The organism is Janibacter alkaliphilus, assembly GCF_013408565.1.
Lineage (GTDB): Bacteria > Actinomycetota > Actinomycetes > Actinomycetales > Dermatophilaceae > Janibacter > Janibacter alkaliphilus.
In genome coordinates this window covers 1,763,869-1,786,763 of the sequence record NZ_JACBZX010000001.1, presented here as the reverse complement: position 1 = coordinate 1,786,763, position 22,895 = coordinate 1,763,869, and the positions used below count along the sequence as shown (strand labels likewise).

The window sequence follows — 22,895 nt, the reverse complement described above, 5'->3', positions numbered from 1 at the left end:
GCCACGTCACCTTCGCCCCGCGGGACCGCCTTCGAGCCCTGGTCCGCAGGTGCGGGGCCGTCGCTGAGGTCGGCGCTCAGCCGCGCATGACCAGCACCGGGCAGGTGGCGGTCTCCAGCACCCGCTGGCTGACCGAGCCGAGCATGAGCCCGCTGAAGCCGCCGCGGCCGCGGGTGCCGACGACGACGAGGTCGTCGTCGCTGGTGCCCTCGAGCAGGGCCTTGGCGTAGTGGCCGCGACGCACCTCGACGGTGACCTCCACCGGCCGGTCGGTGGTGGCCTCGATGCCCTCGACGGTGGTGCGCCCGGCGTCGACCTCGGCGCGGGCGGCGGCCAGCACCCGCTCGGCGATCTCGCGGTGGCGGGTCTCCACCTTCTCCCAGTGGGGGGTGCCGGGCTCGGTGACGACGACGCCGTCGACAACCTCGACGTGCCAGGCGATGACGACGGTGACCGGCACGGCGGCGTGCCGGGCGACGTCCAGGGCCGCCCGGGTGGCGGCCTGGGAGTGGCTGCTGCCGTCGACCCCGACGATCACCCGGGCCGGGCCGCCGCCGCTGCCCTCGGGCACGAGGATGACCGGGCAGTCGGCGTGGTTGATCACCGCGCCGGAGACGCTGCCGAGCACGGCCCGCTCCAGGCGCGACTGCCGGCTGGCGCCGACGACGACCAGCGCCGCCCGCTGCGCGGCGTCGACGAGGACGCGCGAGGGGCTGCCGGTCTGCGACGAGGCGGTGACCTCGACCTCGGGGGCGAGCTCGCGGACGCGGTCGACGGCCTCGCCGAGCGCGTGGTCGGCGGACTCCAGGAGCTGGTCGACGACCCCGCCGGAGGCCGCGGACTCCGGCCCGCCGAAGGCCGAGACGCCGATGTCGGCGACGCTCACCAGGTGCAGGGCGACCCCGCGGCGCTGCGCGGACGCGGCGGCCCAGGTGACCACCGCCTCGTCCTTGCGGGTGCCGTCGATCGCGACGACGACGGCGTTCTCCGGGGTCTCCTGGGCGTGCTGCACGGTAGCCATGCTCCATCCTGGCACGCCTTCCCGGTCCGTGCCCGGGCCCCGTCCTGGCGGCTCCTCCCGCGGGGCCGGGTCGGCTCGACGAGATCGGCGGAGGCCTCCTTCGGGACAGGGTCGGGGCGCTATCGTCCTGGCACGGTCGCCGCCTCAGCGGCCGCCGCACCCTGGATCACGAGGAGCCGACGATGCCGCCCTTCACCCATGCCGACGAGCACGGTACTTCGGTCGCTACGGCGGGGCGCACCTGCCGCCGCACCTGGTGGAGCCGATCGCCGAGGTCGCCGCCGCCTACGAGGAGGCGCGCACCGACCCCACCTTCATGGCGGAGTACCGCGAGCTGCTGCGCGAGTACGTCGTCGCCCCTCCCCGCTCTTCCTCGCCCGCCGTCTCACCGAGCACCTCGGCGGCGCGCAGGTCTACCTCAAGCGCGAGGACCTCAACCACACCGGCAGCCACAAGATCAACCACTGCCTCGGCGAGGGCCTGCTGGCGAAGCGGATGGGCAAGCGCAAGCTCATCGCCGAGACCGGCGCCGGCCAGCACGGGGTCGCGCTGGCCACCGCAGCGGCGCTGCTCGGGCTGGAGTGCGAGATCCACATGGGCGCCATCGACGTCGAGAAGCAGCACCCCAACGTCGTGCGGATGGAGCTGCTCGGCGCCACGGTCGTCCCCGTCGAGACCGGCGGGCGCTGCCTCAAGGACGCGGTGGACTCCGCCTTCGCCACCTAGGCCGCCGACTACGAGGACGTCTTCTTCGGCATCGGGTCGGTGGTCGGGCCGCACCCCTACCCCTCGATGGTGCGCGACTTCCAGTCCGTGGTCGGCACCGAGGCCCGCGAGCAGATCCTGGAGAAGGAGGGCCGCCTGCCCGACCTCGTCATGGCCTGCGTCGGCGGCGGCTCGAACGCCCTCGGCCTCTTCTCCGGATTCCTCGAGGACCCGTCAGTGCGGATCACCGGGGTCGAGCCGGCCGGCGAGGGGCTGTCCTCCGACCGACACGCCGCGACGATGACGAAGGGCAGCGACGGCACCCTGCACGGGATGGCCACCGTCGTGCTGCAGGAGGCCGACGGCGAGCCGTCCCCGGTGCACTCGATCGCCTCCGGCCTGGACTACCCGGGCATCGGCCCGCAGCACGCCCACCTGCGCGAGAGCGGACGGGTGGAGTACGTCTCGGTCACCGACGCCCAGACCCTGGACGCCTTCTCCGCGCTGTGCCGCCTGGAGGGGATCATCCCGGCGCTGGAGAGCTCGCACGCCGTGGCGCACGCGATGCAGGTCGTGCCGGACATGTCGCCCGACGAGGTCGTCATCATCAACCTCTCCGGCCGCGGCGACAAGGACGTCGACTACGTCGCCGAGGTGCTCTCCTCCCGCGACTGACCCCACCCGCCACCCCAACCGCCCCACCCGCCACCCCTTTATCGGGTAACCCGATAAAGGCTCGGATGCGGGACAAGGCTTGTCCGGCGAGCGAGAGGTTCTCTCGCGACGCGGGTCCTGCCCCAGCCGGGGGCTCGACCGATGGGCTCAGCCTGTCTCGGCGACCTCGGCGACCTCGGCGAGCCGGTCCAGCGAGGCCCGCAGGTTCTCGGCGGTGGTCGAGGCGGCCTTGGCCATCCGCGCCTCGTCGGTGAGCTCGCGCCAGTCGTAGGTGTGCGTCACCCGGCTGCGGGTCGCGTCGATCGGCTCGATCTCCCAGCGCCACTCGTGCCCAGCCGGGTCCTGACCCTCGCTGGCCGGGCGCCAGGCGATGACCCGGCCCTCGGTGAAGTCGACGACGTGGTTGTCGCGGACCTTGTCGTTGGTCAGCAGCATCGAGAAGACGTCGCCGACCGCCCGCACCCGTTCGCCGCGGACGACCTCGGCGAGGTTGTCGTTGCCGTCCCACTCCGGCTGGCGGGCGGGGTCGGCGACGAGCTCGAAGAGGGTGGCCGCCGGGGCCGCGATCTCGCGGGTGGCGGTGACCACCTTCGCCCCGTCCTCGCCGCCACCCTGCTGCGCGGCGCTCTGCTGATCGGCGCTCTGCTGATCGGCGCTCTGCTGATCGGTGCTGTCGGGCTGGTCGCTGCTCATGACCCCAGTCAACCGGCCGGACGCGGCGCCGTCGAGCCCCCGGTCACGTCGGGAGCGGGACCACCAGCGTGCCGCTGGGGTTGGAGTAGCTCACGGTGCTGCGCAGCTCGGTGGCGTCGCGGGGCACCTCGAAGTACAGCGGCATCTCCGCGGTGTCCTCGCCCTCGAACTCGAGGCTGGGCTGGTCCTCCGGGGCGAGGCACAGGGCGAAGCTGATGCCGTCGGTCTCCACCTCCGTGCCCGAGCCGTCGACATACGACCAGTCGTTGGACGCGACGCTGACGGGGCCGGTGTCCTCCGACGGCTTCTCCACCGTCAGGTCGAGGACGACCCAGCGCATGCCCGCGTCCGTCCTGCTGCGCTCGCAGGTGGCGTTCGGCTCGATCGCGTTCAGCGTGACGGTTCTGTCCTGGAAGCCCGCGAGGTCGTCGAGGTCGATGCTCTCGCCCACACGCAGCTCCATCTCACCGTCGGAGCCTCTCGGTCCCTCGGTGTCCTCGCCGCAGCCGGCGACGAGCAGGGCCCCGAGGGCGAGGCCGAAGGCGGCGCGCCGGCACCTCGTCGTGGTCGTGATCGGTGATGTCCCCATGGCCCCCACCCTCACCCGGATCGTCCTCGGCCGCCACCGGAAGCGTTGTGCCACAGGTCACCTGGCTCCGGTAGGGCACCGCGGCTGGCTGGCGCGCCACGGCGAACCACCGCCTGCCCCCACGACCGGGGCGATCGTGGTCGCCGCGCCTAGGCTGCCGCCCATGGCCGCGCCCGACCTCGACCGCGCTCTCGCGGAGCTCGAGCGCACCGGCTGGGTCGCCCTGCGGGAACCTCGAGCGGCGTGGGTGGTCGGCGCGACGCTGGCCAGCGTCGTCGCCGGGTCCGCCCTGGTCGTCGTCCTCCTGACCGTCATGGTCGACGTGCTCGATCAGCGCGGCGGGGAGCTGATCCTGCGGCCGCTCACCGTCGCGCTCGCCCTGGTGCTGCTGGTCTCGTTGCCCGTCGCGGTGTGGACGATCGGGCGCGCCCGGCGCGGCGCCGTGCTGATCGTGTCGTCGGCGGGTCTCGTCGAGCACCGACGTGGCCGACCCGAGCCCGACGGCTGGGTGCGCTGGGAGGACGTCGCCGAGGTGGCGTCCCCAGGACCCGGGACCACCGAGACCCCGGCCTACCGCCTCACCCCGGACGTGGCGCGGCTGACAGGGCTCGACCCCCGCGCCCAGGGATGGGTGCCGCTGCGGTCCGGCTACGGCTGGTCCGCGCCGGCGCTGCGGGACCTGCTTGCCTCGGCCCGAGACCGCCATCTGGCACCGGCCAGCCACGCGAGCTCCGGAAGGGCGGGCCAGGTGACCCCGGGTCCGGCGAGCCGCAGCCAGGCTCCCCCACCGCTCGGCCTGGCGCTCGCCACGATGGACCATCGGCGCACGACCCGCCGGCACGCGGTGCTCATGGTCCTCATCGGACTCACCTTCGCCGCGACGAGCGTCGCCCTGCTGGCGCTCGGCAACCCGGCGATCGGGGTGACCGGTCTCGCCTTCGCCGTGGCCCTGCTGATCACCGCCACGCTGCTCGTCCTCCCGGAGGGCTCGCCGCTCGCCCGGTGGCTGGGGATCGGCGGGTGCCTCGCCTTCGCGCTCATGGGCGCGGCGATGCTGCTCACCGCGGTGACCGACGCCTCGGTGTGGGGCGCTCGCGCCGGCCCGGCAGCCGTCGCCGGCGGGCTGGCACTGGCCTTCTTCGGTGGCGGCGCCGTGCTGCTCGTGGTCCGCACGATCCGGGAGGGCACCCGAGGGTCTGGGTGAGACGTCCCCGGGCTGACCCGCGCCGCATCTCACAGCAGAGCCGTCCCGGACGTCCTCTGGACGACGCACGAGATCGACGGGTCGCGCCGGCAGCGCCGGCTCGGGCAGGAGAGGACGAGATGACCACGAGCACGACGATGACAGATCGCTACGCGCAGCGCGTGGCCACCGGGGACTGGGAGAGCATCACCCGCGAGGTCGACGAGTACGGCGGGGCGCTGCTGCCGCAGCTGCTGACCCGGGAGGAGGCGGCCGAGCTGCGAGCGCTCTACGACGTCGAGGAGGCCTTCCGCTCGACGGTGGACATGGGGCGGGTGCGCTTCGGCCGGGGGCAGTACAAGTACCTGCAGACCCCCTACCCCGAGCCGGTCGAGCGGCTCAAGCAGGCGCTCTACCCGCGGCTGCTGCCGATCGCCCGGGAGTGGTGGTCGCGGCTGGGCCGGGAGGCGGTCTGGCCCGACACCCTGGACGAGTGGTTGGCGATGTGCCATGCGGCCGGGCAGGAGAAGTCGACCGCGATCCTGCTGCGGTACGGCCAGGACGACTGGAACGCGCTGCACCGCGACATCTACGGCGAGCTCGTCTTCCCGCTGCAGGTGGTCATCAACCTCGACGAGCCGGGCGTCGACCACACCGGCGGGGAGTTCCTGCTGCTCGAGCAGCGTCCCCGGGCGCAGTCCCGGGGCACCGCCTTCACGCTGCCGCAGGGGCACGGCTACCTCTTCACCACCCGGGACCGGCCGGTGCGCTCCGCCCGCGGCTGGTCGGCCGCATTGGTGAAGCACGGGGTCTCGGTGATCCGGTCCGGCGAGCGCCACACCCTCGCCCTCGTCTTCCACGACGCGGCGTGAGGTGCCCGTGACCCGCCGCTACACCCTCACCGGCAGCGACCGGCAGCCCTACCCCAGCGCGACGAAGGGCACGCTCGGCGGGCACCGGGCCGGCCGCATCTACGGACGGCTGGACTGCCCCTCGGCGCTGCGGGCGATCGCCCGCGGTGGCTACGTCGCGAACCGGGTGTTCTTCGCCGAGGAGGAGACGGCGCGGGCGGCGGGCTTCCGCCCGTGCGCGGTGTGCCTGCCCGAGCGGTACGCCGCCTGGCGAGCGGAATAGCTCAGGAGGGCACCCGGGCCACGATCGCGATCCCGGCGAGCGAGTCCTGGTGCTCCCGGAAGGTGGCCCGCATCCGCAGCACCCGGCGTCGTGCCTCCGGTCGACGCACGAGGTTGCCGAGGATCCGCAGCGTGCCGAGCACCCCTTCGTCCGCCACCACCCGACTCGGCTCCAGCAGCGCCATCGGGGCGGTGCGCACCGCCCGAACCTCGAAGCCTTGCCGCCCCAGCAGCTGCGACCACTCGGCCTGGGTGAGCGGTCGCGCGTTGACCTTGATCGCGGTGGCCAGCGAGGTGCGCACCTCGGTCGTGACCGCCTCGTCGACGTCGTCCGGGGTGAGCGCCAGCTCGTGGATGGCGTACCGACCACCGGGCCGGAGCAGGCGCGCCGCCTCGGCGACGATGGCCTCCTTGCCCTTGTCCCCCTGCATGGTCAGCATCGCCTCACCGAGGACGACGTCCGCGCTGGCCGTTCCCAGGCCGGTGGCGGAGGCGTCCGCCTCGACGACGGTCCCGGCGTCGCCGACCACCTCGCCGGCACGTGCGACCGCCACCGGGTCGCTGTCCACACCGACATAGCTGCGCGGCGCGGTGGCGAGGATCGCCGAGGCGGTGCGTCCGAGACCGGGCGCGAGCTCGACGACGTCCTGCCCGGACGGCTCGGCACGGGCCACCAGCCACTGCGACAGGGCCGCCCCACCGGGTCGCAGCACCCGCTTGCCCAGGCTGGCCAGCAGCCAGTGGCCCTGCATGCGGTCGGGGCCGCGCTGCTGCTGGGGGGTGCGTCGGGTGGGTGCCATGGTGTCCGCCTCTCGTGGGTGTCCGGTGTTCTTTTACATCATATAGCGTGAGGTAAAATGTCTCGCATGACGGATCACCAGACCGGGCTGCAGCAGCTGATCGGTGCCGCCGACGCTCCGGTGACGGTGCGCGCGGTGGCGCAGGAGCTCGGCTGGAGCACCGAGACCACCCGGCGGCGGCTCGAGGATCTCGTCGAGCGCGGGCTGGCTCGACGTCGGACCGCGACGGCCGAAGGGCGGGGCCGGCCCGCGATGACGTACGAGGCGGTGGCCGGGATGGACCGCTCCGGTCCGACCGCCCACGGCCTGCTCGCCCGGCTGCTGGCGCGCACCACGGCGGAGGCGGGCGACGGGCCGCCCGACCCCTACGAGGTGGGGCGCCGCTGGGCCCAGGACCAGCGCGCCGATCGCGCCGAGACCCCCCGGACCTCACCGTCGCGGCCTTCACCTTCCCGGCACTCGCCGCTGGAGCGCGCCTCTCGGGCGGCCGAGGAACTGCTCGCCGAGCACGGCTTCGCGCCGGAGCGCGAACCTGCGGACCCGACCCGGATCACCCTGCGCCACTGCCCCTTCCTCGATGTCGCCGAGGAGCACCCCGACGTGGTGTGCCGGCTGCACGACGGGATGCTCGCCGGGGTCACCGCCGGCACCGGGGTGGCCCACCGCCTCACCCCCTTCGCCCGACCGGACCGCTGCCTGGTCACCCTCACCCCGACCGGAGGAGACACCCCGTGACCCACCACCAGATGACCGACCTGGCTGCCCTGGCCGAGGCGCACCTCGAGCAGGCGCGCACGTCCTCGGCCGGCCGCTCCAGCGACGTCGTCACCGGCACCCACGGCACCCTCAAGCAGCTGCTGCTCGCGCTCACCGAGGGGTCGGCGCTCAGCGAGCACGACAACCCGGGCGAGGCCACCCTGCTCGTGCTCGCCGGGTCGGTGACCCTCCGCACGGCCGACCGGTCCTACGCCGGGGACCGGGGCAGCTACCTGCTCATCCCGGACGAGCGCCACGACCTCGTCGCGACCACCGACGCCGCCGTGCTGCTCACCTTCGTCAAGCCACCCCACCCAGAAGAGAGGACACGCCGATGAGCGTCGTCAAGATCAACGCCATGCACATCACCCCAGGTCACGGCGAGGAGTTCGCCGAGCGCTTCGCGCAGCGCCCGCACCGGATCGAGCACGTCGACGGCTTCGAGGGCTTCCAGGTGATGCGCCCGACCGACGACCGCCCCACCTGGCTCGTGGTCACCCAGTGGCGCGACACCGCCGCGTACGACGCCTGGTACGCCGGCCGCCCGGCACGCGACCCGGGCTCGGTCACCTACGCCGACGGGTGGGAGCTGTGGTCGTACGAGGTGCTGGAGAGCGTGCTCCCGGCGCAGTCGTGAGCTCGGGCGCCGGGACCGGCGCGGGGCCGTCGCGCCGGTGCGTGAGCGGCCGCTAGCCTCGGCACGAGCCCGACGAAGGGAGCCCCATGGTCACCGAGGACCAGCCGTACGACCCGCTGATCGAGGAGAGCGTCGAGATCGCGGCCGACCCGGCGCAGGTATGGGCGGTGGTGCACGACGTACGGCGGATGCCGGAGTGGAGCCCCCAGGTCGAGTCGGTGCGGCTGCGCCAGGGCTTCGACGAGGTGGCGGAGGGCACCGAGTTCACCAACCGCAACGTCCTCGACGACCTGGCGTGGACGACCCACGGGACGATCGAGCGCTTCGAGCCGGGGCGGGCGCTCGCCTTCCGCATCGCCGAGACCAGGGTGGTGTGGTCGTTCACGCTGGAGCCGGTCACCGGACCGGGCGAAGGGGGCGGCACCCGCCTCGTGCAGCGCCGGGAGACCCCGGACGGCATCTCCGACGTCTCGCTGGAGCTGGCCGAGACCACCTTCGGCGGCCAGGAGGCCTTCACCACCCGGCTGCGCGCCGGGATGCGGGAGACGCTGGCGGCGGTCAGGTCCGCCGTCGAGGGCGGGAGCGGCGCTCCGCGGTGACCTCGCGACTCGGCGAGATCAACCTCGACTGCACCGACCCGGAGGCGTCCGCGAGGTTCTGGTGCGCCGCGCTGGGCTGGGTGGTGGTCGATCGTCAGACCGACCACCTCGAGATCGCCCCGGCCGCGCTGGATCGCGACGAGCGGCGCGCGGCGATGCAGCGAGGCGCGGTGCCGACGTCGATCGTCCTGGCCCTGGTGCCGGAGCCGAAGACGACCAAGAACCGGCTGCACCTCGACCTCACCCCGGTCGACGTCACCCACGAGGTGGAGGTGACCCGCCTCCTCGCGCTAGGCGCGACCCGCGTCGACGTCGGCCAGGCCCGTGACGAGCCGTGGACCGTGCTCGCCGACCCGGACGGCAACGAGTTCTGCGTGCTGCGCAGCCTGGTGGACGGGGAGTCCTCCCCCGCCGCAGAGCACGGGGATTGAGCGCCGCGCTGGCAGACTGCAGCGCGTGCGACGCCCCACCACCGAGGACCTGCTGCGCGAGCTCGCGCACACCGGGCAGCTCGTCATCCCGGCGTCGCGCGGCGCCCTGCTGCTCCTGCTCGCGCTGACCCTGCCCGTCGGCGCCGGACTGAGCGTCCTCGCCTGGTGGATGGTCTACGGCACGCTCCGGCAGCCCGATGCCGACGTCGTGCTGCTACTCGTGCTCAACCTGCGGCTGTGGGCGGTCGTCGTCGGCGCGGTCGCCTGCTTGCTGCTGGCACCGTGGGCGGTGGTGCGGCGCTGGCGGCAGCGTGAGGTGCTCGTCGTCACGCCCGTGGGGCTCGCCGAGCATCGCCGTGGCGATGCTCGTCCCGTCGCGACGCTCGGGTGGCACGAGATCGACGAGGTGCTCTTCCAGCGCAGCCCGGCCGCTCGCCCGCCCTCGCCCCGACAGGTCACCTACCGCTTCACCCCGGCCGCGGCGCAGCGCCGGGGTATCACCACGCCGGAGGGGCTGGTCAGCGTGTGGACCGCCTACGAGCTGCCGCGCCGCGACCTCTACCGGCTGCTGCGGGCCGCGCACGAGCGGTACCGCGGGGTCGGCTGAGGCTGGCGCTGCCACCTCAGAGGGAGGGTGCGCCGGCTCCGGTCAGGCGGCACCCAGGGGCGTGATGGCCGCAACCTTGTCCCGGAGAGCGCGCCGCTCCAGGCGCAGCTCATAGCTCGACTGGAGGTGCATCCAGAGCTCTTCGGACGTCCCGAAGTACCGTGCCAGCCGGATCGCGGTGTCTGCCGTGATCCCTCGCTTGCCGTGCACGATCTCGTTGATCCGACGGGGCGGAACACCGATCGCGACGGCGAGCTTGTTCTGGGTGATCCCGAAGCCCTCGATGAAGTCCTCCATGAGGATCTCACGCGGGTGGATCGGCACGATCTGCTCGGCCTCAGTGGTAGTAGACGAGCTCGACATCGTCAGCACCTCCTTCGCTCCAGACGAAGCACAGTCGCCATCGCACATCCACCCGGTGCTGTGCTGGCCGCGACGGTCGCCCACGAGCTTCTCCAGTCGGTTGCCGGGAGGGACCCGGAGGTCCTGGGCGGCACGCATAAACTCACGCGTCTACCTCACCCCCGGCCGAGCGCTCACCACACGCGCCGCGTCGATCTTATCCGTCGTCAACCACTGAGACGTCCTCCGTGCATCCTGATCGTCGCTCTGGCCTATCGCGCCCGAAGGGCGGTTCAAGCGATAGGGAACCGTGCGACGACCATGTCCGCCAACGCCTTCGTGCGCTCCTCGATGTCGCGGGCAGCCCAAGAGTCTCTCGTGGCGAGCTCAGCGTTCAGCGAGAGCCCATTGCGGTAACCGATGCGCCTCCCCTTGGAGTCCTTGCGGTCCCGCTTCTCGACGAAGGACTTGTTGCCCAGGTTGCTGTTGTAGGCCGTTATCGTGAGGTTCCCGAGCCGGTGCCTCTGCTCCTCCTGCACCTGGGCGGCCACATCCTTGCCGCCGAGCATCGACTGCCATGCGTCAGGCAGATTCTCTCCCTGCGGAAGAATATGTTCGATGGTCCAGACGTAGTGGTTCTTCTCCTGACACCACAGGTCGACTTTGGTCTCCTTGGTCATCGCGTCCTCCGCCAGCGTAGTCAGAAGGAACCGCGCGACATCCGTGTTCTCCTCGTAGATGCGACCCTGCAACCTAGCGCGGAACTCTTCGTCTGAAGACGAGACCGCGCTCAACTTCCCCCGTACGACCCCAACAACATCCTCGCCACTAGCCTCGCCGAAGGCTTCGATGGTCGTCATGAAGACCTTTGTGAGCGCATAGGTCTGCGGGTATCCAGTCAGGTTGCGTCGGACGAAAAAGCTCGTGAGCAGATCGGCCACCAACTCAAGCTGAAGGTCAGTGATTTCCAGATCGTCCTGCTTCGACATGAGCCACATCAGCAGAACGTACGATGGTGCGCCTTGTGCGCGCAGTAGCCGCTGGAACGACCTGTCGAGCGACGTCGGCTGGTCGAGCTCTACAACGCAGTTGATGCGGCCGTAGATCTTGCTCGCGTCAACAAGGGCGTCGACGAGTTTTGTCAGGTTCTGCTCGAGGAGCTCCTCATAGATGCGGATCAACTTCGACTTGGTAGCCACAGACGCATTGGGCACATCGGGCAGCTCCGACTTGAAGGCGTTGTAGTAGTGCCTCAGGAAACGCTCCTGGGTGGAGTAACTGTCGCCGAGGCTCGTCAGCATGTCGTTCCAGTGCTTGAACGCCTGGTCGACGTTCATGATCTGCCTCTTCTCGGACTCAGCCAGGAGATGGTTCTTGATCAGATCCACCGGCGAGAGCGGCATGCCTCGGTTATTCAGAGACTCGAAGAGGACGAAGGCGTCGGCATGGCTGGCGACCTCGATCTTCACGATGACCGCCCGCAAGGCTGCTCCATGAACCTTTAACGCGGCCTCCGTCTCGGTCAGCTCCTCCGTTTCGGCCAGCCTCTCAATGGCCGAACGGAAGTAGCGGTAACACTTTGCGATTCGGCGGCTGGGGTAGTATGGCTTCCGCTCGCCCTCGACGGGCAGACCAGCCTCCTCGAGCACCTTCAGGTAGTCGAACAGGTTGAGGCCCTGCTTCTGGGGCGTCACCCTGGGCTGACCGTCGGCCTTCCGCACCAGTTTACGTCCGAGGTTAGTGACGTCGGTCCGGGCGTCGTCGTCGAGCTCCTCGATGTGCTCCTTGAGCACCGAGTGCACTGCCGCCAGCAGGAGCGTCAGGGTCGTCAGACGCTGTTGGCCGTCGATGACTTGCAGAATGTTACCCTCGAAAGTGTCAGTCGTCTGGTCAAGGGTGATTACGGTACCCAGGAAGTGCGAACTGTCAGCCTCGATCAAGTCCTCAAAGAGGTCTTCCCACTGAGCCTTGTACCAAGAGTACTCGCGCTGGTAGGGAGGGATCCGATACAGCACATTGCCTTCGTGACTGAAGAGCGTGTGAACCGGGTATTGGTTCGCCGACTTGATCATCAGGGACCCTTTCGCTCGTTCAAGGTGTCCAACGTGGTCGACGTCTCAGCTCGACTGCCTCGCCTTGACTCGCCATGCCCCGGCGCATCACTCTCGACAGCAACGCCTTCGGGCCAGGAAACGTCTGCCCGGAACGATCTGGCGAGCTCTTCGAGGTCGTCGAACGGGAGCTGCTTGAAGTCACGCCCGCTCCCGAGTTCCAGCAGGGAGAAGCCGTCCTTGCCGTCAGGTGTTCCGTCGGGTTTCCATGTGCCCTCAGACACGAACTTGACCTCGACGGTGGTCGGCACGTCCATGTGGGGCCGGATGGAAAGGAGTTTCCGGCGACCCTCGCTCTCGACGAGGTGGCTGCCCTTCGTGTCGACGCAGATCACCCTCTCCCCCGTCCACACCAGGAAGTCGGGGAAGAACCAGACCGTCTGGCCGATGGAGACGAGCGGTATTTTGTATCCGGTCTGCGATCGGTTGCGCGCCCACGGCAGACCGGTCTCGTCAATCGCGCGGGCGAAGCGCCTTTCGAGTTCGTTGAGCCCGTCATACCCCTCGTGGAGTGCGTTCCTGAAGGTGTCCATCCCGCTGCGGCGCACCAGGGTGCTACCGACCGCGTACGGCTTGGGTTTTAGCTGCTTGACCACCGCGTACCGCAGGTACTCGTCGACGGCGTCGGCGGCGTTTTCGGCCAGCGCCGAGTAGGCGCTGCTGCCCACCCCGACCCTGGCGTCGAACTTGGACTCGTCCGTGTTCATCACCATCAGGGCCGGCCGGTATCTGCGAGCCACCTCGCGCCGGAACACCCAGCGAGCATTGACACGGTTGGACTGCTCGAAGTCCACCCACTCGGTGTCGGCCGCCTCGTCAGAGCCGATCTCCTGACGGACAGTACGACGCCGGCCCTTGCCCCGCGTGTTCAGCGCGTCCTGCGAGTAGTCGTGGACCTTCGCCAGCACCTTCTCGACAGGACGGAGCGTCGGCTTGTTATCGATGGCCGTACGCGGCACCGTGCGCCATTCCTTGGGCACCAGGCTCTCCGGCTCCTCGGACCCCGGCGGCGAGGTGAGAATACGCACCTCCGGCGCGTCTCCGCCGAGGCCGCGACGCACCTCGTCGACGACCTGCGAAAAGGAATCGTTACGGTCGACCCGAACGTAGAAGTGCGCCGTGTTCAGGTGATCGGACTCGTAGTGTGTCGCTCCCGGCTGACGCAGGACCCGACCGACGACCTGGGTGATCTGCACCGACGAGTCCATAGTTCGGTCGACGTAAGCGAAGTAGACGCTGGGATCGTCCCAGCCCTCCTGAAGCGTCTGGTTGAAGATGATGTGCCGGTAGTCGCCGGCGACAAACTCCTCGTAGTCTCGCTCTCCGCCGCTCAACAGTGTGAAGTCCGCAGGAAGCGGGAAGTCCTTGTGGGTCTTGAGGTCCGCGTACACGGCGACCTCCTCGGCGGGCACGCCGCACTGCTCGGTGAGGTAGCGCCAGATGAGGATCGGAGGTGCCTGCCGCTGGTCGAACGGCTGCTTGGGATCGTCGGTCTGGCTGGCGTCGTGAGCGAGCACGTTGGTGTTGCAGACGTAGATCGCCTTCGGCACGAACGAGAGGCCCTCGGCCTTCGCGTCCTCCTCCGCCTCCCGCATGTCCGAGAGCATCTCAGAGACAGTCTCTTCCATGGGTGCGTTGAGGCCATCGAGAGAGATCATTCCCTTGACGAGGCCTGAGGCGACCACGGTCGAGGATCGCACCGAAGTGATGAGGTCCTCGTCCTTGTACCCGCCCTGCTGGCGCAGCGGCTGAATGACCTCCGTGTCGAACTGTGCCGGGAACCTCAGGGTCGCACTGGCGAGGAGGAACACAGCCGGCTGCTGCTCGAGCAGCAGCGTCGTCTGCTGGTCACTGAGGTTCTGCGCCTCGTCGTATACGACCACAAGCGGCCGCCGCTGACCGTCGGCGGTCTCGCGGGCTTTGAGAGCCTCCCATCGGGTCGACTCGATGTCGTCGGTGTCGAACGCGAAGATCCGCAGATTGCTGTTCTCGCGGTCCCTCTGATTGAACGTGCCGACGGTAGCGAAGTAGAGCAGCGCCTCCGACGAGTTGGCGACATCTTCGGGGTCGTACTCGCTGAGCAGTCTCACCGTGATGTCCGGCAGGAGGTGGTCGTACTTACCGCCGTCGGCCAGGTTCGCATAGCTCTGCTGGACGACGACCTTGCCCTTGGACAGCCACAGGATGACCGGCGGGATCTCCGACAGGGCGACGATCTCGCTGACCGCTTGGGCCAGGATCGCGGTCTTGCCAGATCCGGTGATGGACGAGAGCGCCTGGTAGAACGGCACGTCCCGCGCACTCGCTCGCCTGCCCATCACGATGGGCTCGTCGGCGTAGTCGACGAAACGATCGGCCATCTGGGAGGCCGCGTCCTGCTGGAACTGGAATAGCTCCATGGCCAAGGTCATCCCTCCTCGGTGAAGGACTCTGTCCGGACGTCCAGCCCGAAGTCGGACAGTATGCGGTCCGGGATCTGGTACCAGACCACGTCGTCGGTGACGATGAGGTTCCGGCGGCTGTAGACGTGGTACACGTCCGCCAGCCCCGCCGCCTCGGCCTCCTCGGTGATCTCCTCGTAGGCCTCCTCCGTCAGGTCAGTGTTTGAGCCCGCACCGGACCACACGAGATAAATGCCTTCGTTGCTTGCATTCCTCGCCACCAGGTAGGTATAGGGCTCCTCGTTGTCGCCGAGCGGGATGAGCACAGCGTTGCGTCGGCTTCCGGTGCTGGAGTGGGACGCGATCACCGTGTCGATCATCTCGTCGCGCTCCATCATCAACAGCGTCTTGGCATCGACCTTCTTCTCAAGTGACTTAAAGGTGAATCCACTACCCAGGGGCGGGCGCTTCCTCTTGCTTGCCCAAGCACCGTCCACCACCCTGCGCATACGGTCGGCCGTCAGTGTGCGCGCGTATGAGTCACCGTTATCCGGTCTGCCTTGCTCGATCAAGATGAACCGGCGCGTCGTGCCCGCCTCTCTGTTCAGCATCAGTACCGCGTGCCCGGTGGTCCCCGAGCCGGCGAAGGGGTCCAGGACGACGCCATCGTTCGGGCACCAGAGTTGGATGATCTTCGTGATCAGCCTTAGCGGTTTGACCGTCTCGAAGCCGTGCCCACGGCCGACGACTGCATTGAGCTCCTTTACGCCTGCATCAGAGGTGGCCGACTCCTCGTGTTCCCAAGAGGCTGACCCCAAGTCCACGGTTTCGAAGTCGTCGTCGGCCCAAAACGTGGTCGGGACGACCCCGACCGCAACGTCGCTTAGATACGTCTTGTAGCGGAGCTCGCCCTCGCCTGTCTTCCTCTCGCGGCTGTTGTTCCAGTAGAACTGCGGCCACGGGCCCTCTCTAACCTCGAGGGCCGCCTCCCTGGCCGCGACCACTGCGGGGTCTTTGGAGACCTTCGGCGACAGCGGGTCGACGACACCTTTGATGACGAGCGCCGGCCGGAGTCCGTCGTCGAGGTCCCGGTCCTCGTAGTCGACGCCCCATTTTTCCGCCGCAGAACGCATCTTCTCCCGTTCGTTCCTCCAGCACCTTCCCACCTGTGGGTAGTGGACCTTCCCGCTGAACGGGTTCTGGATTCCGTACACCTGCCCTGGGTGCGTGGGGCCACCCATGAGGGTGGCGTCGGTGGAGGTCCAGGCCCCGCGCGGGTCGTTGTCCCGGTTCTTGTAGGAGGAAGCCGTGGCCTCAGAATGCGTGAGTCGTCCGGTGCGCGCGAGTGACGAGTTCTTCGAATAGACGAGCACGTACTCCGTCGCTGTCGACACGCCCTTGTCGTGGTTCTTGGGCGACGTCATCTTCTGCCAGTTGATGATCGCCAACCGGTTGTCCTCGCCGAAGAGCTCGTCGAGCATCTGACCGAGGTGGAACAGCTCGCGACTGTCGATGCAGATGGCGAGCACACCGGAGGGTTTGAGCATGGCCCGCATCATCTGCAGCCGCGGGTACATGAACTTCATCCACTTGGTGTGCTTCGCGGGGTCGTCGCTGCCCACGAACTCACCCATGTCAGGGTCGTTCGGGTCCTGGTCCCACTTGTCGTTGTAGCGGAAGTCGCCGCCGGTGTTGTACGGCGGATCGGTCAGGATCATGTCGATCTGGCCACGCTCGCGGTACAGCGACGCGAGGGCCTGCAGGTTGTCCCCCTCGATGACCAGGTTGCGCGAACGGCCGTGCTCGTCGCCCGCGCTCAAGGCCTTAACGGTGCGCTGGTTGCGAGGACGCACGCGACGGCCGAGCTGGCGCGCCAGGACCTTGCCGGGGAACGACAGGTTGACTCCCGCCCCGGTCTTCTCCCTGATCATCTCGATCAGCCGCTCGACCGGAAGCGACTCCAGCTCAGTCAGTTCGTCCACGATGCGCCCCCTTGTAGGCATGCAGATTCGGGGAGGTGCGGCGCGGTCCGGTACAGACCGTCGCTCCTGTGCGCACGCTCAAGATCAGTAGACCAGTGACCACTGACATCCGGCGCTCGGGTCACGGCTCGCCGGGGGCGCACGGTGGAGAGTGAGGTCTGGAGCCAGCTCACTTCTTGCCGCTCCCAGACGGCCCTCCATGCCGGAACTCCACGACGTCCCCGTCTGCCATGACGTAGTCCTTGCCCTCCATACGGACCTTGCCGGCCTCCTTCGCCTTGAGCATCGACCCGGCGGCGACCAGGTCGTCGTAGGAGACGACCTCGGCCTTGATGAAGCCGCGCTCGAAGTCGGTGTGGATGACCCCGGCGGCCTTGGGGGCGGCGGCGCCCTGCGGGATCGTCCAGGCGCGGGCCTCCTTGGGCCCGGCGGTGAGGTAGGTCTGCAGACCGAGGGTGTTGAAGCCCTTGCGCGCCAGCTGGTCCAGCCCCGGCTCGGTGATGCCGACCCCTTCGAGCAGCTCGCGGGCGTCCTCGTCGTCGAGCTCGGCGACCTCGGACTCGAGCTTGGCGTTGAGGAAGATCGCCTCGGCCGGCTCGACGAGCGCCTGCAGCTCGGCCTGCATCGCCTCGTCGGTGAGCTGGTCCTCGTCGACGTTGAAGACGTAGAGGAAGGGCTTCGTGGTCAGCAGCCCCAGCTGGCGGGCGATCTCGACGTCGACCCCGGCGGCCTCCCCCTTCGCGAAGAGGGTGTCGCCACCCTCAAGCACGGTCCGGGCGGCGAGCGCGGTGTCCAGCACGGCCTTGTCGGTCTTCTTGCCCTTGACCTCCTTCTCGAGCCGCGGGACCGCGGTCTCGAGGGTCTGCAGGTCGGCGAGCACGAGCTCGGTGTTGATCGTCTCCATGTCGGAGGAGGGGTCGATGCGGCCGTCCACGTGGGTGACGTCGTCATCGACGAAGGCCCGCACCACCTGGCAGATCGCGTCCGCCTCACGGATGTTCGCGAGGAACTTGTTGCCCAGCCCCTCCCCCTCGCTGGCGCCGCGGACGATCCCGGCGATGTCGACGAAGGAGACCGTGGCCGGCAGCACCTTGGCGCTGGAGAACATCTCGGCGAGCACCCCCAGCCGCTCGTCCGGCAGCGGGACGACGCCGACGTTGGGCTCGATGGTCGCGAAGGGATAGTTCGCAGCGAGGACGTTGTTCTTCGTCAGTGCGTTGAACATCGTCGACTTGCCGACGTTGGGGAGACCGACGATTCCGATGGTGAGTGCCACGGGAGCGAGAGTCTAGCCGTCAGCCGGCCTGCTGCGCCGCCAGCCCCTCGAGCACCCGCGCCACGGCCTCCGCCCCGGGGTCGACGTGGCCGCTCAGGTGCGCCTGGCCGACGTACTGCGCGCGGCCAGCCCCGGCCGAACCCATCTCGGCCGTGCCGTCGGCGCCCTCCCGGGCCGCCCGCGCCGCCGCGTCGATCCCGTCGGGCAGCGCCCGCAGCGCCGGGTCGAGAGCGTCGATCATCGTCCGGTCACCGGGGCTGGCCCCGCCGACCTCCTCGACCCGCTCCAGACCGGCGCGAAGGGCGGCAGTCACGTCGGTCTCGGCCGCGGCGTCGGCTGCGGCGGCGAAGAAGATCGCCAGCAGCACCCCGGAGCTGCCGCCCATGCTCTGGGTCATCTCCGCCGACAGCGCCCGCAGGCACTCCTCGGCGTCGGCCAGCGGCAGGTCGTCCAGCCGCTCCTGCAGCGCCTGCGCGGCCCCGGCCAGGGTGCTGCCGGTGTCGCCGTCCCCGCTCTTGGCGTCCAGGGCGTTGAGGTCGCTGCGGGCATCGACGAGCACCCGGCAGACGGTCTCGATCACCGCGCGGGTGCGGGGATCCTCCGAGGCCGGTGCCCGCTCCGGCTCCAGGCCGTCGGGCACGTCCACGACCGCCACCTCGCCCACCTCGTGGCAGCCGGGCCAGGCCGGCGGCCCCACCTCGCGGCGCAACGCCTGCTCGATCTGCTCGGTCAGCGGCAGCACCGACAGCGAGAACCCGCGCATGTCCAGCGAGGTCATCAGCGGTGCCGGGCCGACGAGCAGCCGCAGCCGCCCCTGCGCCGCCCGGGCCAGCTCGTCGGCGAGGACGGCCATCTCCAGCGGGGTCGACCCGCCGAGGTTGTTGAGCAGCGCGGCGCACGGCCCGGTCTCCAGGGTCGGCTCCAGCCGCTCGATGACCGTCTCCATCGCGGCCCGCGCCCCGTCGTAGTCGATCTGGTCCACCCCGGGCTCGCCGTGGATGCCCAGCCCGAGCTCAGCCTTGCCAGCCTCGATCCGCTCCTCCTTCGGCGATCCCGGCACGGTCCCGGTGTCCAGGGACATCCCCAGCGAGGCCACGCCCTCGGCCACCTCGCGAGCGGCGGCTGCCACGGCGGCCAGGTCGGCGCCGTCCGCGGCGAGCGCCCCGGCGACCTTGTGCACGAGCACCGTGCCGGCGATGCCGCGCGGCTGCGCCAGGTCGGGCAGGGCGATGTCGTCCTCGACGATGACCATCTCCACCTCGAGGCCCCTCGCCCGGGCGCGTTCGGCTGCCAGGCCGAAGTTGAGCCGGTCCCCGGTGTAGTTCTTCACCACGAGCAGGCAGCCGCCCTCGCCGGTGACCGCGAGGATGCCGGCCAGCACGGCGTCCACCGAGGGTGACGCGAAGATCTCGCCGCACACGGCGGCGGTGAGCATCCCTGCGCCGACGAATCCGGCGTGGGCCGGCTCGTGCCCGGAGCCGCCGCCGGAGATCACGGCGACCTGCTCGGGGTCGTGGTCGGTGCGCACGACGACCTTGAGGTGCGGGTACCCGTCGAGGCGGGCCAGGCGCCCTTCGCCGGTGCGCAGCAGCCCGTCGATGGCCTCGGTGACGACCTCGTCGGTGCTGTTGATGAACTGGTCCATGCCCGCCTTCTCTCCGGTCGTGCTCCGGGGCTGCTGCCCCGCTGGTGCTGCCGGCTGGTGGCGACCGCCTCAGCCGCTGCCCTCCTGGCGCCCGCGGGCGCCCGAGTCCTCGAGGTAGCGGGTGCCCTCGACCTGGCCCATGGCCACCTCGGCGAGCATCCGCGCGGTGTAGGGGGCGACCCGGGCGGCGACGTCCTCGATCCCGGCCCAGTGCACCGCCTTGATCTCACGTCGCTGCAGGCTCAGGCCGTCGGTCAGTGACTTCTCGACGAGACCGAGGTCGAAGAGGCAGAGCAGGGCGTCGTCCCAGCCGCGGTAGGGCGGCAGCCAGTTGACCGCGATGAGCGGGCCCGCGGTGACGTCCAGCCCGAGCTCCTCACGGACCTCGCGCACGACGCAGTCGGCGGGCGACTCCCCCGGGTCGACGACGCCGCCGGGCAGGTCCCAGTCCTTCTTGTAGGTCAGCTCGCAGAGCAGCACCTCGTCGTCGCTGGTCCGCAGCACGCCCTGGGCGATGAGCCGCTTCGTCGGCAGCCGGGAGTTGAGGATGCGGATGAAGGCGCGGCGCCCCTCCTCGGTCGCGGTGTCGACGCCGGTGCGCGGCTGCCCGCCGGTGTCGTCGCTCGCCATGTCCCCACCGTAGCCGCCGGGGCCGACCGTCACCGGCCCCCGCCCTCCCCGACGCATGACGTGGGCGGCAGGGGGGCCGTCAGCCGGCCGGGGTCAGCCGCAGCAGCCGTCCGCTGCCGGCGTCCTCCAGCACCCAGATGGCTCCGTCCGGACCGGCCTCGACCGCCCGGATCCGCTCCCCCATCTCCCAGGTCTCTTCCTCGGTGGCCTGCGCGCCGTCGAGCGCGACGCGGGTCAGCGACTCCCCGGACAACCCACCGAGGAAGGCGTCGCCCTCCCAGTCCGCGAAGAGCTCGCCGTCATAGATCATCAGGCTGCCCGGCGAGATGCTGGGGTCCCAGGAGACCGCGGGCGCGACGAAGCCGTCGCCCTCGGCGTGGTCCGGGATGTCGCCGCCGCCGTAGTCGCTGCCGTTCGACGCCTCCGGCCAGCCGTAGTTGCCGCCGGCCTCGACGAGGTTGAGCTCGTCGCCCCCTTCGGGCCCCATTTCGCTGGACCAGAGCCGGCCGTCCGGCGCGAGCTCGAGCCCCAACGGGTTGCGGTGACCGTAGCTGTAGATCCCCGGCGCCGCGCCGTCCTCGTCGGCCAGTGGGTTGTCGGCCACCGGGACGCCGTCGAGGTCCAGCCGCACGATGGTCCCCAGGGTGTTGCTCGTGTCCTGGGCCGGGTCCTGCTCCTGCCGGTCCCCGGAGGAGACGTAGAGGTGCTCCGCCTCGGGGTCGATCGCAAGCCGGTGGCTGTAGTGGGCGTCCCCGTCGACGCTCGGCTGCTGCCGCCAGATCACCTCCAGCCCCTCCAGCCGCGGCTCGTCACCGTCGGTCACGAGGCGCGCCTGGCCGACCGCGGCGCGGTTGCCCTGCTCGGCCTCCTCGGCCCAGCTGAGGTAGACCGTGCCGTCGTCGGCGAAGGTGGGACCCGGCAGCACGTCGCCGAGACCGCCCTGGCCGGAGTGCACCACCTCGGGGACGCCGGCGACCTCGGCACGCTCGCCGCTGGCCTGGTCACGCAGGTGCATCGTCCCGCTGCGCTCGGTGACGAGCAGGTCTCCTCCGGGGAGGAAGGCCATCGCCCAGGGCTCGTCGAAGGAGTCCACCTCCTCCACGGCGAAGGGAGTGCCCTCCAACGGTTCGCCGGCACCGCTCGAGGCCCCCTGCCCGGAGGAGGCGCTCGTCGTCGCGGAACCGTCGTCGGCCGTGGACGTGGCGCTGCCACCGTCGCTGGTGCCACCACCACCGTCGCTGCAGGCGGTCAGGGTGACCGCCACGAGCGCGGCGCACGCCAGCGTCGCCAGGCGGGCGCGCCGGGACGACGGGCGGTGGGTGCGGCGGGCGGCGGACATGTCCCGAGGCTACCCACGGACCACCGACAACCGGCCTGCTCGCGCCCCACCGCCTTCGGCGCTCCGGCACAGTCCCTCCTGGCGCAGCGGCGTCACCTCCCTCGGGCTGTCGGACCCGGCTGCTTGGCTGTCCGCATGGAGATCACGAGCCTGCTGCTGGGACTGCTCCTCGGCCTCGTCGTCGGAGCCGTCGTCGCCGCCTCCTGGCTGCGCGGTCACGGTGCCGAGCAGGGCGCGCAGACGGCGGCCGAGCTGGCGCGCGCCGGCGCCGAGCGGGACGTGCTGCGCGAGCGCGTGGTCGATCTCGAGGCCCAGCTGGGCGAGGACGCCGAGACCGCGGCCGCGCTGCTGCCCCTGCGGGCCGCCCTGGACCGGGTCGAGCAGCAGGTGGGGATGATCGAGCGGGAGCGGACCGACCAGTTCGCCACCGTCCGCGAGGCGCTGGGCCGGGTCGAGGCAGGCACCGCCCAGGTCGGTCGCGAGGCGGCCTCGCTGGCCGGCTCGCTGCGGGTGTCCTCGGTGCGCGGCCAGTGGGGCGAGGTGCAGCTGCGCCGGGTGCTCGAGGTCTCCGGGCTGCTGCCGCGCTGCGACTTCGACGAGCAGGCCGGCGGGGTCAACGCCCACGGCGACGCGGTCCGACCGGACGTCGTCGTCCACCTTCCCGGCGACAAGCACCTGGTCATCGACGCCAAGGCTCCGATGAGCCGCTGGCTGGAGGCGCAGCGGGAGGAGACCCCCGCCGAGCGGCGGGACGCGCTGCTCGCCGAGCACGCCGCCGACCTGCGTCGGCACGTGCGCGCGCTGACCGACAAGGCCTACTGGACCGCCGTGGAGGCGAGCCCGGAGATGGTCGTCTGCTTCGTGCCCGCGGACGCCACGCTGGCGGCAGCTCTCGGCCGAGACCCCGCTCTGCACGAGGAGGCGATGCGCTCCCGGGTCGTGCTCGTCTCGCCGGCCACCCTGCTCGCCCTGCTGCGCACCGTGGCCTTCACCTGGCAGCAGGAGGCGCTCGGCGACCAGGCGCGCGAGCTGCTCGGCCTGGGCACCGAGCTCTACCAGCGCCTCTCGACGATGGCCGGGCACACCGCCCGGCTCGGGCGCTCGCTGCAGGGCAGCGTCGAGGCCTACAACCGGCTGGTCGGCACGCTGGAGTCACGGGTGCTCGTCAGCGCCCGCCGGATGCACGAGCTCGGGGTGCCCGGCGACCCGCTGCCCGAGCTCGACCTGCTCGACCGGGTGCCCCGCGGGCTCAGCGCCGACGAGCTCATCGAGGATGCTCGGCCGGCCAGCGAGGCGTCTGCCTCCTGGCCGGGGGGCAGACCGGATCGCCGCGACGGATCCGCGAGCGCCTGACGGCTCG

General features: G+C 70.5%; 24 protein-coding genes. 12 read left to right on the top strand and 12 right to left on the bottom strand.

From position 1 onward, the window contains the following. Positions 1-76 precede the first annotated feature (76 nt). Complete coding sequence (locus BJY28_RS08745; RefSeq protein WP_179462672.1) at positions 77-1,021, bottom strand: universal stress protein; 945 nt, start codon at positions 1,019-1,021, stop codon at positions 77-79. Between the two features lie 198 nt (positions 1,022-1,219). Between BJY28_RS08745 and BJY28_RS16855 the strand changes: the two genes are divergently transcribed. Next, positions 1,220-1,747, top strand: coding sequence for a pyridoxal-phosphate dependent enzyme (locus BJY28_RS16855; RefSeq protein ID WP_343037025.1), 528 nt, complete (start codon positions 1,220-1,222; stop codon positions 1,745-1,747). Between the two features lie 39 nt (positions 1,748-1,786). Next, positions 1,787-2,401 carry a pyridoxal-phosphate dependent enzyme gene (locus BJY28_RS16850; RefSeq protein ID WP_343037024.1) on the top strand — a complete coding sequence of 205 codons (615 nt, stop codon included), beginning with the start codon at positions 1,787-1,789 and terminating at the stop codon, positions 2,399-2,401. Positions 2,402-2,548: 147 nt separating this feature from the next. On the opposite strand, the gene BJY28_RS08735 is transcribed toward BJY28_RS16850, so the two are convergent. Together BJY28_RS08735 and BJY28_RS08730 are read right to left on the bottom strand one after the other, a co-directional pair. Further along, positions 2,549-3,094 (bottom strand): SRPBCC family protein, encoded by a 546-nt coding sequence (locus BJY28_RS08735; RefSeq protein ID WP_179462671.1) that lies wholly within the window; start codon positions 3,092-3,094, stop codon positions 2,549-2,551. A gap of 43 nt (positions 3,095-3,137) precedes the next feature. Then, positions 3,138-3,683 carry a DUF4352 domain-containing protein gene (locus BJY28_RS08730; protein WP_179462670.1) on the bottom strand — a complete coding sequence of 182 codons (546 nt, stop codon included), beginning with the start codon at positions 3,681-3,683 and terminating at the stop codon, positions 3,138-3,140. Between the two features lie 163 nt (positions 3,684-3,846). On the opposite strand from BJY28_RS08730, the gene BJY28_RS08725 reads away from it, so the two are divergent. The 3 genes from BJY28_RS08725 to BJY28_RS15845 all read left to right on the top strand — a co-directional run bounded on the left by BJY28_RS08725 (position 3,847) and on the right by BJY28_RS15845 (position 6,000). Next, complete coding sequence (locus tag BJY28_RS08725) at positions 3,847-4,887, top strand: hypothetical protein (RefSeq protein ID WP_179462669.1); 1,041 nt, start codon at positions 3,847-3,849, stop codon at positions 4,885-4,887. 119 nt (positions 4,888-5,006) lie between these two features. Next, positions 5,007-5,738, top strand: a complete 732-nt coding sequence (locus tag BJY28_RS08720) for a 2OG-Fe(II) oxygenase (RefSeq protein ID WP_246313376.1) — start codon at positions 5,007-5,009, stop codon at positions 5,736-5,738. A gap of 1 nt (position 5,739) precedes the next feature. Next, positions 5,740-6,000 (top strand): Ada metal-binding domain-containing protein, encoded by a 261-nt coding sequence (locus BJY28_RS15845; RefSeq protein WP_179462668.1) that lies wholly within the window; start codon positions 5,740-5,742, stop codon positions 5,998-6,000. A gap of 1 nt (position 6,001) precedes the next feature. On the opposite strand, the gene BJY28_RS08710 is transcribed toward BJY28_RS15845, so the two are convergent. Beyond that, positions 6,002-6,799 carry a class I SAM-dependent methyltransferase gene (locus BJY28_RS08710; protein ID WP_179462667.1) on the bottom strand — a complete coding sequence of 266 codons (798 nt, stop codon included), beginning with the start codon at positions 6,797-6,799 and terminating at the stop codon, positions 6,002-6,004. 66 nt (positions 6,800-6,865) lie between these two features. Here BJY28_RS08710 and BJY28_RS08705 point away from each other — a divergent pair, with 66 nt between their 5' ends. From BJY28_RS08705 to BJY28_RS08680, 6 genes are all read left to right on the top strand, one after another. Next, positions 6,866-7,534 (top strand): helix-turn-helix transcriptional regulator, encoded by a 669-nt coding sequence (locus BJY28_RS08705; protein WP_179462666.1) that lies wholly within the window; start codon positions 6,866-6,868, stop codon positions 7,532-7,534. Beyond that, positions 7,531-7,893 carry a cupin domain-containing protein gene (locus tag BJY28_RS08700; protein WP_343037023.1) on the top strand — a complete coding sequence of 121 codons (363 nt, stop codon included), beginning with the start codon at positions 7,531-7,533 and terminating at the stop codon, positions 7,891-7,893. Before BJY28_RS08705 ends, BJY28_RS08700 begins: the two co-directional genes overlap by 4 nt. Then, a complete protein-coding gene (locus tag BJY28_RS08695) occupies positions 7,890-8,192 on the top strand; it encodes an antibiotic biosynthesis monooxygenase family protein (RefSeq protein ID WP_179462665.1) in 303 nt (100 codons plus the stop codon). Before BJY28_RS08700 ends, BJY28_RS08695 begins: the two co-directional genes overlap by 4 nt. An 86-nt stretch (positions 8,193-8,278) precedes the next feature. Further along, on the top strand, positions 8,279-8,791 hold the full coding sequence (locus BJY28_RS08690) for an SRPBCC family protein (protein ID WP_179462664.1): 513 nt from the start codon (positions 8,279-8,281) through the stop codon (positions 8,789-8,791). After that, a complete protein-coding gene (locus BJY28_RS08685; RefSeq protein ID WP_179462663.1) occupies positions 8,788-9,222 on the top strand; it encodes a VOC family protein in 435 nt (144 codons plus the stop codon). The genes BJY28_RS08690 and BJY28_RS08685 overlap by 4 nt, the downstream gene beginning before the upstream one ends. Positions 9,223-9,247: 25 nt before the next feature. After that, on the top strand, positions 9,248-9,829 hold the full coding sequence (locus BJY28_RS08680) for a hypothetical protein (RefSeq protein WP_179462662.1): 582 nt from the start codon (positions 9,248-9,250) through the stop codon (positions 9,827-9,829). A gap of 42 nt (positions 9,830-9,871) precedes the next feature. On the opposite strand, the gene BJY28_RS08675 is transcribed toward BJY28_RS08680, so the two are convergent. The 8 genes from BJY28_RS08675 to BJY28_RS08635 all read right to left on the bottom strand — a co-directional run bounded on the left by BJY28_RS08675 (position 9,872) and on the right by BJY28_RS08635 (position 21,535). Further along, positions 9,872-10,192, bottom strand: coding sequence for a HigA family addiction module antitoxin (locus BJY28_RS08675; protein ID WP_179462661.1), 321 nt, complete (start codon positions 10,190-10,192; stop codon positions 9,872-9,874). Between the two features lie 272 nt (positions 10,193-10,464). Next, positions 10,465-12,243, bottom strand: coding sequence for a DUF262 domain-containing protein (locus tag BJY28_RS08665; RefSeq protein WP_179462660.1), 1,779 nt, complete (start codon positions 12,241-12,243; stop codon positions 10,465-10,467). Beyond that, entirely contained in the window at positions 12,243-14,693 is a 2,451-nt protein-coding gene (locus tag BJY28_RS08660) for a DEAD/DEAH box helicase (protein WP_218875256.1), read from the bottom strand. Before BJY28_RS08660 ends, BJY28_RS08665 begins: the two co-directional genes overlap by 1 nt. Further along, entirely contained in the window at positions 14,690-16,645 is a 1,956-nt protein-coding gene (locus tag BJY28_RS08655) for a DNA methyltransferase (RefSeq protein WP_179462659.1), read from the bottom strand. The genes BJY28_RS08660 and BJY28_RS08655 overlap by 4 nt, the downstream gene beginning before the upstream one ends. 169 nt (positions 16,646-16,814) lie before the next feature. Beyond that, the gene (ychF, locus tag BJY28_RS08650; protein WP_179462658.1) at positions 16,815-17,921 is read right to left on the bottom strand and encodes a redox-regulated ATPase YchF; all 1,107 of its coding nucleotides are present in this window, start codon (positions 17,919-17,921) and stop codon (positions 16,815-16,817) included. A 19-nt stretch (positions 17,922-17,940) separates the two neighbouring features. Continuing rightward, positions 17,941-19,566, bottom strand: a complete 1,626-nt coding sequence (locus tag BJY28_RS08645) for a dihydroxyacetone kinase subunit DhaK (RefSeq protein WP_179462657.1) — start codon at positions 19,564-19,566, stop codon at positions 17,941-17,943. Between the two features lie 69 nt (positions 19,567-19,635). Beyond that, positions 19,636-20,196: an NUDIX domain-containing protein gene (locus BJY28_RS08640; protein ID WP_179462656.1), complete on the bottom strand. Its 561-nt coding sequence runs from the start codon at positions 20,194-20,196 to the stop codon at positions 19,636-19,638. A 79-nt stretch (positions 20,197-20,275) separates the two neighbouring features. Then, positions 20,276-21,535 (bottom strand): PQQ-dependent sugar dehydrogenase, encoded by a 1,260-nt coding sequence (locus BJY28_RS08635; protein WP_179462655.1) that lies wholly within the window; start codon positions 21,533-21,535, stop codon positions 20,276-20,278. A 135-nt stretch (positions 21,536-21,670) separates the two neighbouring features. On the opposite strand from BJY28_RS08635, the gene BJY28_RS08630 reads away from it, so the two are divergent. Next, positions 21,671-22,888 carry a DNA recombination protein RmuC gene (locus tag BJY28_RS08630; RefSeq protein WP_179462654.1) on the top strand — a complete coding sequence of 406 codons (1,218 nt, stop codon included), beginning with the start codon at positions 21,671-21,673 and terminating at the stop codon, positions 22,886-22,888. The last annotated feature ends 7 nt before the right edge of the window (positions 22,889-22,895 follow it).

Coding starts and splice junctions, on each gene's coding strand:
- BJY28_RS08745 (WP_179462672.1), bottom strand. CDS start 1,021: ATGGCTACCGTGCAGCACGCCCAGGAGACCCCGGAGAACGCCGTCGTC.
- BJY28_RS16855 (WP_343037025.1), top strand. CDS start 1,220: ATGCCGACGAGCACGGTACTTCGGTCGCTACGGCGGGGCGCACCTGCC.
- BJY28_RS08735 (WP_179462671.1), bottom strand. CDS start 3,094: ATGAGCAGCGACCAGCCCGACAGCACCGATCAGCAGAGCGCCGATCAG.
- BJY28_RS08730 (WP_179462670.1), bottom strand. CDS start 3,683: ATGGGGACATCACCGATCACGACCACGACGAGGTGCCGGCGCGCCGCC.
- BJY28_RS08725 (WP_179462669.1), top strand. CDS start 3,847: ATGGCCGCGCCCGACCTCGACCGCGCTCTCGCGGAGCTCGAGCGCACC.
- BJY28_RS08720 (WP_246313376.1), top strand. CDS start 5,007: ATGACCACGAGCACGACGATGACAGATCGCTACGCGCAGCGCGTGGCC.
- BJY28_RS08710 (WP_179462667.1), bottom strand. CDS start 6,799: ATGGCACCCACCCGACGCACCCCCCAGCAGCAGCGCGGCCCCGACCGC.
- BJY28_RS08705 (WP_179462666.1), top strand. CDS start 6,866: ATGACGGATCACCAGACCGGGCTGCAGCAGCTGATCGGTGCCGCCGAC.
- BJY28_RS08695 (WP_179462665.1), top strand. CDS start 7,890: ATGAGCGTCGTCAAGATCAACGCCATGCACATCACCCCAGGTCACGGC.
- BJY28_RS08690 (WP_179462664.1), top strand. CDS start 8,279: ATGGTCACCGAGGACCAGCCGTACGACCCGCTGATCGAGGAGAGCGTC.
- BJY28_RS08675 (WP_179462661.1), bottom strand. CDS start 10,192: ATGTCGAGCTCGTCTACTACCACTGAGGCCGAGCAGATCGTGCCGATC.
- BJY28_RS08665 (WP_179462660.1), bottom strand. CDS start 12,243: ATGATCAAGTCGGCGAACCAATACCCGGTTCACACGCTCTTCAGTCAC.
- BJY28_RS08660 (WP_218875256.1), bottom strand. CDS start 14,693: ATGACCTTGGCCATGGAGCTATTCCAGTTCCAGCAGGACGCGGCCTCC.
- BJY28_RS08645 (WP_179462657.1), bottom strand. CDS start 19,566: ATGGACCAGTTCATCAACAGCACCGACGAGGTCGTCACCGAGGCCATC.
- BJY28_RS08640 (WP_179462656.1), bottom strand. CDS start 20,196: ATGGCGAGCGACGACACCGGCGGGCAGCCGCGCACCGGCGTCGACACC.
- BJY28_RS08635 (WP_179462655.1), bottom strand. CDS start 21,535: ATGTCCGCCGCCCGCCGCACCCACCGCCCGTCGTCCCGGCGCGCCCGC.
- BJY28_RS08630 (WP_179462654.1), top strand. CDS start 21,671: ATGGAGATCACGAGCCTGCTGCTGGGACTGCTCCTCGGCCTCGTCGTC.